The sequence below is a fragment of the Polaromonas sp. P1_E3 genome (assembly GCF_056405935.1).
Genome location: NZ_JBFUBD010000832.1, coordinates 1 through 584 on the forward strand (window position 1 = coordinate 1; position 584 = coordinate 584).

Below are 584 nucleotides of genomic sequence, written 5' to 3' on the forward strand. Positions count from 1 at the left end.
GCCAGGCCGTGGCCGTCACCATCGACAGCACCGAAGCCACCGCGCCGCTGGCCACGCCCAGCTGCGGCAGACCGAACCAGCCGCGGAWCAACGCCGGTGTGACGGCGAGGCCGACCACGGTGGAAATGCCCAGGGTGTAGAGCGGGTTGACGGTGTCGCCCACACCACGCAGCATGGCGGTGGYCAGCAGGTAGACGAAGAGACCGGGCCCCGCCACCATCATGATGCGTGCATAGAGCGTGGCGTCGGGCAAGATGTCGGCCGGTGTGCCCAGTGCCCGGAGCAAAGGCCCGGTAAAGGCGCCGCCAAACAGCGCGACGAKCAAACCAAAAATCAGGCCGACGCTGAGCGTCGTGCCGGCAATGGCCTTGACCTTGCCGGTGTCGCGCGCTCCCCAGGCCTGGCCGATCAGCACCGAAGCGCCCGCGCCCAGGCCGATGGTGAAGGCGATGAAGAAGAACAGGATCGGGAAAAAGCTGGACACCGCCGCCAATGCGCCGACACCGATCATCTGGCCGACGTACACGTTGTTCAGCGTGCCCGACAGCGACTGCAGGATGTTGCTGAGCAGCATGGGGCCGAGG

General features: G+C 67.0%; 1 protein-coding gene. It reads right to left on the minus strand.

Features of this window, described 5'->3' with window-relative positions; all coding sequences use genetic code 11:
* On the minus strand, positions 1–584 hold a 584-nt coding region (locus AC1D0Z_RS23810), incomplete at both ends, for an MATE family efflux transporter (RefSeq protein WP_477660575.1).